The organism is Planktothrix sp. FACHB-1355, from assembly GCF_014748295.1.
Taxonomy (GTDB): domain Bacteria; phylum Cyanobacteriota; class Cyanobacteriia; order Cyanobacteriales; family Aerosakkonemataceae; genus Aerosakkonema; species Aerosakkonema funiforme_A.
On sequence record NZ_JACJUP010000218.1, the window covers coordinates 1 to 7587 of the forward strand.

Annotated in this window: 4 protein-coding genes; 1 reads left to right on the forward strand and 3 read right to left on the reverse strand. The window is 40.9% G+C overall.

Going from position 1 to position 7587, the window contains the following annotated elements; all coding sequences use genetic code 11:
• Positions 1-3442, reverse strand: a 3442-nt coding sequence (locus tag H6S82_RS11805; RefSeq protein WP_191056250.1) for a serine/threonine-protein kinase PknK, incomplete at its 3' end; no start/stop codon positions are given.
• A gap of 895 nt (positions 3443-4337) precedes the next feature.
• Here H6S82_RS11805 and H6S82_RS11810 point away from each other — a divergent pair.
• Positions 4338-5591: an FAD-dependent hydroxylase gene (locus tag H6S82_RS11810; RefSeq protein WP_190463170.1), complete on the forward strand. Its 1254-nt coding sequence runs from the start codon at positions 4338-4340 to the stop codon at positions 5589-5591.
• Here the strand turns inward: H6S82_RS11810 and H6S82_RS11815 are convergent.
• Both H6S82_RS11815 and H6S82_RS11820 read right to left on the reverse strand, forming a co-directional pair.
• Positions 5542-6411: a slipin family protein gene (locus tag H6S82_RS11815; RefSeq protein ID WP_190463168.1), complete on the reverse strand. Its 870-nt coding sequence runs from the start codon at positions 6409-6411 to the stop codon at positions 5542-5544. The two genes, H6S82_RS11810 and H6S82_RS11815, sit on opposite strands and share 50 nt — an antisense overlap.
• A gap of 106 nt (positions 6412-6517) precedes the next feature.
• Complete coding sequence (locus H6S82_RS11820; RefSeq protein WP_190463166.1) at positions 6518-7390, reverse strand: thermonuclease family protein; 873 nt, start codon at positions 7388-7390, stop codon at positions 6518-6520.
• Positions 7391-7587: the final 197 nt, after the last annotated feature.

The window sequence follows — 7587 nt, forward strand, 5'->3', positions numbered from 1 at the left end:
GCCCATAAAAGAAAAGAACCTGACTTTTGAGAATATTGTAAATACAAATTACTTGCCAGTTTTTATGCTGGCGGCACTGTTCCAGATATTCCGATTCATTCCACTCAACAGTTGTCCCCATCAATTCAGAAACGATCCTCTGACCGCCTATAAAAAGATCGATCGCCCACTGATTTTTATATTTCTGACTGAAGGCTAATGATGTTGCAATTTCATCGCACAGTTCTTGCAGGCGAATACTTTGATAGAAGCGGCAATACATATTATGCCCAAAAGCGTAAGCTGCATATTGCAAATTACTAGACTCTAAACCCACTTTATAAGAGGAAAGATAATCTTCACTAGCGACTTTTAACGGATGTGACCAATGTCTCAAAGAGCTACCAATCATTAGGTAACCAACACTCTCGGCTGATTTATTGTTAAAGCCTTGCATTAACTTGAGAGTAACATCCAGTAACTCGCCTGTACCTTGATAATTATCCAAAGCATATCCTCGTAAACCACCAAAAGCCGGGTAAATATATCCAATCTCCGGTGTATTTCCATATTGCAAGCATAAATTGATCGCTTTGGCACAAATTACAGACCACAATCTTTGATGAGAACGATAGGTAGGAGGCCCCATACTAATTAATAGCTTAATTGCCATCTTTTTTTCTGCTTCTCCCATAATTGGCAAATCAGCTAACTCAGAAAATGAGCGATTTTTTAATGTTTTTTCAGCCAGCGCGAGTTCTGCATCTCGGACTCGATCGAGGTTTTCTTCAGGTAAATCTATATCAATTAAAGCCAGCGCTTGGCGACCAGACTGTATTGCCTCTGGGTACTTGGCTTGCAGGGTATATTGTACGATGGACATATTGTAAACTTCGGCTTTTTCGAGCGGTGTTTTTGCATTTTCGACTGTTTGCTGAAGCCAAATTTCTGCTTGCTCAAAGTTCCCATTCAAATACTCAACTTCGGCTCGTTCTTTAAATAACGCAAAGGTAAGTTCGTAATAGCGTTCCCAGCAATTAGTAGGTAAAAGTTCCATCCCTGCCTTAATGTATGTCAAAGCGCCAGAGTATGCTGTAGAAGCTTTCGCTTTAGTCCCTGCCAACAGATTCAGCCTTGCTAGTTCTTCTTTGCGAGTTGTTTCGGTAATTAATGTGCTGCCAATATTTAAATGATTGACTATTTCAAAAATACGTTCTTCTCTTTGTGTAAATGATAAATTTGCTAAAAGCAAAGTACCGATTTTGAGATGGGTGGCTTGCTTTTGTGCTGGTTCAATTAGAGAATAGGCGGCTTGTTGAACTCGATCGTGCAAAAAACGATAAGCAACATTTTCAATATTGTTAACCTTCGCATCTGTATCGTCATGACTTACATAAAATTTATAAACTTCAGTTTGCGGCAGAATCATTCCTTCCTGCAAGGCTTTCCACAAAGCCATCGCTGCATCTGCTGCTGATTTTTCTGACACAATTGATAGTGTATTTAAATCAAACTGGTTGCCAATACAAGCAGATAACTTAAGTATTTGTTGGGTTTCGTTCGGCAATTTCTGTAACTGCTGTGCCATAAATTCGACCACATTATCGGTGAGCGATAGCGCATTGATTTGGGCAATATCGCATTCCCAATAACCTTGTTCGCGATTAAAGGTAATCTGCCCATCTTCGGATAACGCCTTGAGAAACTGTGTAGTGAAAAAGGGATTACCTTTGGTTTTGCGAGCGATTAATTCACTCAGGGGGCGCGAACGCTCACTTGAACAAAGGAAAGTATCGGCAACCAACTGATTCGTATCTTCAAAAGCTAGGGGGGTGAGGGTAATTTTGTTAACTGTTTTACCTGCTTTTTTGAGTTCCTCTACCATTAATATAAATGGGTGAACAGGTGAAACTTCATTGTCTCGATAAGCTCCCAACAAAAGTAAATAGCTCTTATCCTCCATTAGCAATTTTATCAACTGTAAGGAAGCCAAATCTGCCCACTGTAAGTCATCCAGAAACATTACTAACGGATGTTCTTTTGCTGTAAAGACTTGAAGAAATTTTTGAAATAGCAAATTAAACCTATTCTGTGCCGCTGTTCCCGATAATTCTTGCGCTGGTGATTGTTTGCCAATAATTATTTCTAGTTCGGGAATTACTTCAATCAAAACCTGGCCATTCTCTCCCAGCGCTTCTAAAAGCTTAGTTCGCCAAGCAGCCAATTGCGCGTCTGATTCTGACAATAATTGACCCATTAAATCCCGCAAACTTTGTACAAATGCAGAGAAGGGGATGTTGCGATTAAATTGGTCAAATTTGCCTTTGATGAAATACCCTTTCTGGCGAGTAATTGGTTTGTGGACTTCATTGACAAGGGCGGTTTTACCAATCCCTGAAAATCCCGCTACTAACATTATTTCAGCTGTGCCATTGGCAATGCGATCGTCTTCCAGACACGCTACGCGCACAAACGCTTCCAAAAGCGTATTTACTTCTTTTTCTCTTCCGTAAAGTTTTTCAGGAATGATAAATCGGTCTGATGTATCCCTTTGTGCGATCGAAAAATTAACGATTTTACCTGTTGATTTTAAATGATTTAAACAAATTTCCAAGTCATACTTCAATCCCAAAGCGCTCTGATAGCGGTCTTCTGCATTCTTCGCCATCAATTTAGTTACAATTGCTGCTACTACCGCTGGGACTTGAGGGTTAATACTGTGAATATTTGGCGGTTGTTGAGCAAGATGACAATGCAACAATTCCATTGGATCTTGGGAATCAAAAGGTAATTTTCCGGTTAATAATTCAAATATAGTTACACCTAAAGCATAGAAATCAGCGCGATAATCAATGCCGCGATTCATGCGTCCAGTTTGTTCTGGTGCTAAATAGGCTAATGTTCCTTCCAAACTATTGGGATTTTTGATTTCTTGAGTTTCTTTTGGTAATAATGAAGCAATGCCAAAATCAATTATTTTTACCTTTTTAGTGGTAGGATTAATTAATATATTCGCTGCTTTAATATCTTTATGAATTACTTGATTAAGGTGGATTTCATGTAAAATTAACGCCATTTGTTGGGCGATTTCTAATACTTCTATCAATGATAAAATTTTATTTTTAGTATAATTTCGTAGGGAAATACCCCCAAAATCTTCCATCACTAAAATATAACCGTTGCGATAATGCTCTAAACAAAAGGGACGGACAATTCCTGAAACATTCAGATTTTTGGCAATCGTATACTGATTGCGAAATAGGAGCAAGTCGTTAAAAGTGGGGTACTCTTGGTGTAGTAACTTCAGCACTACAGATGGAAATTCTTTACCCCACTCTTCCGGCACCGCTCGATAAACAATGGTGCGTTCACCCGTATAAAGTTCCTCTGTTAAACGGTATTTGCCTAACAGTTTGTTGAAATTTTCACATATATGATATTGAGGCAATGGTTGGACAGTCATGGCTACGCTCTCTAGAATGCTTTAATAGTCTTTTTATTATAATAAGAAGCTCGTGAAAAATTTGTAAAAACGCACCGTTAAAACATAAAGATTGGCAGTTTAGTAGCTAGATTCAGATTTTACCTTGCGCTGAAAGCCTGCCACATCTGTAACTCTGTCGCTCATAGGGAAAATTCTCTTAGCAAAACTTCTTTAGTCCGATCGATCCGACTTTCGCTATAAAACGAGGGGTTAAGTGTCCCGGCAGACCAATACAGTTCGGTTAGACATTTTTTTGCTAACTGCCAAATATTGGCAATTAAGCGAAGAAAAAAAATCATTAAATCTGTGGCTACTTTTTCTCATATTTGTAATTGTTTTTTTACATTTTTAAAGTAAAATTTACATTAGGTAACTTCAACGAAATCATCAGGTTAGCAAAAAACTAAGCTAAAATTCGGCTTATTTAAGAATATGATTATTTATTTTTTCAAAAAGTTAGGTTTTACACAATCGAAAACAATCACAAAAAATATTTGGAACTGTTTGGGATAAGATAACTTCTGTTCGATCGAGAATATCTCAGTAATAAAGCAATTTTGTAAGTGCATCCCTCTTAAGTAAAATTATTACATTATGAAACAGATTTTTGCAAGAAAATTCCAATGTCTTTACTAAAAATTAAGAATCAATCCCATTCGACCTTTGTGTGTTTAGGGACGTGGGTCTGACTGGGAGATCGAATCAGCTACACCCCAGAACAAGCTAAATAAGAGCTTTTACCGCGTTTCTCTGTACCTCAGTGGCCTGAAAACGGCTGTAAAGCAGTCGCTCATCGACCTTGAAAGCGATCGCTTCTTTCCGTCACAATAAAATTAAGTATATATCCTTAATAGTTTCCCAACTTTTCTTAAAAATGGCCCTGGAACAGCTAGCTGAAACCCTATCCACACCGCAACTGGGCTATGACTGCGACTTAGCCATCGTCGGCGGCGGTATTGCCGGACTCACCCTCGCCTGTGCCTTAAAAGACTCCGGGCTGAAAATAATCCTGATGGAAGCAAAACCTCAGTCTGTCGCGGCGGCAAAAGGACAAGCTTATAACATTTCCCTGCTTTCGGAACGAATTTTTCAAGGAATCGGCATTTGGGACAAAATATTGCCCCAAATCGTCACTTATCGACATATTCGTCTATCAGATACCGACCATCCCGGTGTGGTGCAATTTTACCCCACCGATTTGGGCACAGAGGCGCTGGGCTATGTCGCAGAACACCAAGTCCTGCTGACTTGCTTGCAGGAGTTAGCGCAAAATTGCCCGAATGTCTCGTGGCTGTGTCCGGCTGAAGTGATAAAAGCTGAATATCAAGCCGATGCTGTGGAATTAGAAGTTGCTACGGTCGGAGAAATATCAAAATCCAAAATCCGCACCCGCTTGCTGATAGGCGCAGATGGTGCCAAATCGCGCATCCGCGAATCCGCTGGTATCCGCACTCGCGGTTGGCAGTATTGGCAATCTTGCGTTGTGGCTACAATTAAAACAGAGAAACCGCACAATAACACTGCTTTTGAGCGTTTTTGGCCTAGCGGCCCAACAGGAATTTTACCGCTACCGGGAAATCGCTGTCGCGTAGTTTGGACTGCACCTCACGCGGAAGCGGAAGCGTTGAGAGTATTAGACGAAAAGGAATTTATCGAGAAACTGGAACGCCGGATGGGCGGACTGTTGGGGCGTTTGGAGTTGGAGGGGTCGCGATTTTTGTTTAAAGTGCAGTTGATGCAGAGCGATCGCTACACTCTCCCCAGATTAGCTTTAATTGGCGACGCCGCCCACTGCTGCCACCCCGTCGGCGGACAGGGAATTAATATGGGAATTCGCGATGCAGGTGCTTTAGCTGAAATTATCCAAACTGCCCACCAACAAGGCAAAGATATCGGCGATATCCAAGTCCTCAAACGCTACGAAAGTTGGCGAAAACGAGAAAACCTAGCCATTTTGGGATTTACAGATTTTCTCGATCGCGTTTTTTCTAACAATTGGTTACCAGTAGTCGCCATGCGTCGATTCGGCTTATGGATACTCCGAACAGTTCCGCCAATTAAAGTTTATGCACTGCAACTTATGACTGGTCTGAGAGGTCGTCCTCCGCAACTCGCTTCCCGCTGTTAAGAAATACTTCTGGCTGAAAAGGAAGTGCTTCAGTTTCATTCCCTTTCGGCAAAGCTGTCTGATTATTATTAGCCAGCATTGCAGGTAAAGTTTTAGCAGCTTGCACAATATCCGACGGCATCATAATAATCGTTGTTGTGTTATTTTCTGCCCCAATTTCCGTTAGCATTTGCAATCTTCGTAACTCCAACGCCGCCGGATTAGCAGAAATATTTCGGGAGGCTTCCGCTAACTTAATGGAAGCTTCCTGTTCAGCCGCAGCTTTAATTATCCGAGCGCGTTTTTCTCGCAATGCTTCGGCTTCTTTTGCCATCGCCCGCTGCATATTAGGGGGAATTTCCACATCTTTCATTTCCACCCGTTCGATCACGATTCCCCAAGGTTCGGTGATTTCATCAACAATTTCTTGCACTTTCGTGTTAATTTTATCCCGATTTTGCAATACATCATCCAGCATATTTTGCCCGACGACATTGCGTAAAGTCGTCAATGCTGTTTGATAAACCGCCATTTCATAATTCTCGACTTTAGTAATCGCTTTCATCGCGTCAAGAATTCGGTAATAGAGTACAGCATTAACTCGAATCGTAACGCTATCAGCAGTGACCGTTTCTTGCGGTTCGATATTCACAGTTTTGGTGCGAATATCCACCTGGGTTTTTTGGTCTACAAAGGGAATAACCCAGTACATACCTGGCCCCATTATTCCCTTACTTCTACCCAGGCGAAAGATAACGCCCCGTTGATATTCCCGGTCTAGTTTCAGACCGGAAAGGATGAGATAACCGAGGAATACTAAAAGACCTATTGTTTGTCCCATATTTGTTATAGCCAAATTCGGCTAACTCTATTTTAGCTTTCGCTAAAGGTAGGTTGGTTGTCCTGGCTTAACAAAACCTATCTTTGTGGAAATCATTAAAAAATAGCTATTTTTCCACGAAAGTGATGTCAAGTAAATCTGCTTGGAAAACTATTTTGCTGTTTCTTTGCTCCAAAATTTCGCTTAGCCGCACTTCTGTAGAATCTTTCAGAACCAAGCGATCGTTCTCGTTGCGCGAAAGCATTTTAGATGTATCGATTAGCCAATCTTCTAAATTGCCGCGAAAGCCATCTTCTACAGCTTTTAAATAATCTGTACAACGACGGAACAGCTTGGGCAGAATTAATTGTCCTTTAGGGCCTATATCTTCTGCATCATCTAAAATAAACTCGCTTGTTGTATCTTTTTTCCAAATACCAAGTTTTTTTTCTCGCGCAGTTTCAGCTACTCTACGCAGTAGCTGCCGATGAGTGAACGGTGTAGAAGTATAAACCGTATAATAAGCATATCCTGTAGAAATCATATGGTAGTTTGCTGTTTTTTCTAACAGTTCATCATCAACCATCACCCATTTTTGATCTTCTAAACCGTCTGTTTGTAGAATTACATAAGAAATAGGACGACCGTTAGCATCGGCTGCCTTTGTCAGAATAGCTCCCGGTACAGTATTCGGCTCGGAATTGAGAACTTCGTTCTTTTTGTATTCAATATTTTTAAAACCAATCCAGTCTAAAAAGCGATCGCGTGCTTCTTTGCCCAAAGGTTGAGCGGCTTTGCCGTAATGAGTTTCGGGTGCGTCGATTCCCTCCAGACGTAATTGTACGCTACCGTCCACACGGGAAGGCTTAATGCGATAAGCGCGGTGAAGGTATTGATAAAGATTGGGATTATCTGCAACAAAGCGGATGGAATCTCCATCAGGTTGCTTGCCGATAATCACAAAATTACCTAGAATTGGGCGATAAAAAGGTGATGACATAACTGAGTTCGATCGATTGAAAATTTTTGCTATTAATTCAGATCTTTACAGAGCGGATGAAATTTAAAATCACCCCGCAGGGTACTTATTCTAGTTGCTCTGATTCAGAGCCAATCATTTCAACATCTGGCTTTTTTTGCTTGCCATCAAGCAAAGCGCTGACAGTCATATCGCCCATAACGTTAATCGCCGTGCGA

Excerpts from the sequence above, each read along its gene's own strand:
- H6S82_RS11810 (WP_190463170.1), top strand. The coding sequence starts at position 4,338 with ATGGCCCTGGAACAGCTAGCTGAAACCCTATCCACACCGCAACTGGGC.
- H6S82_RS11820 (WP_190463166.1), bottom strand. The coding sequence starts at position 7,390 with ATGTCATCACCTTTTTATCGCCCAATTCTAGGTAATTTTGTGATTATC.
- H6S82_RS11815 (WP_190463168.1), bottom strand. The coding sequence starts at position 6,411 with ATGGGACAAACAATAGGTCTTTTAGTATTCCTCGGTTATCTCATCCTT.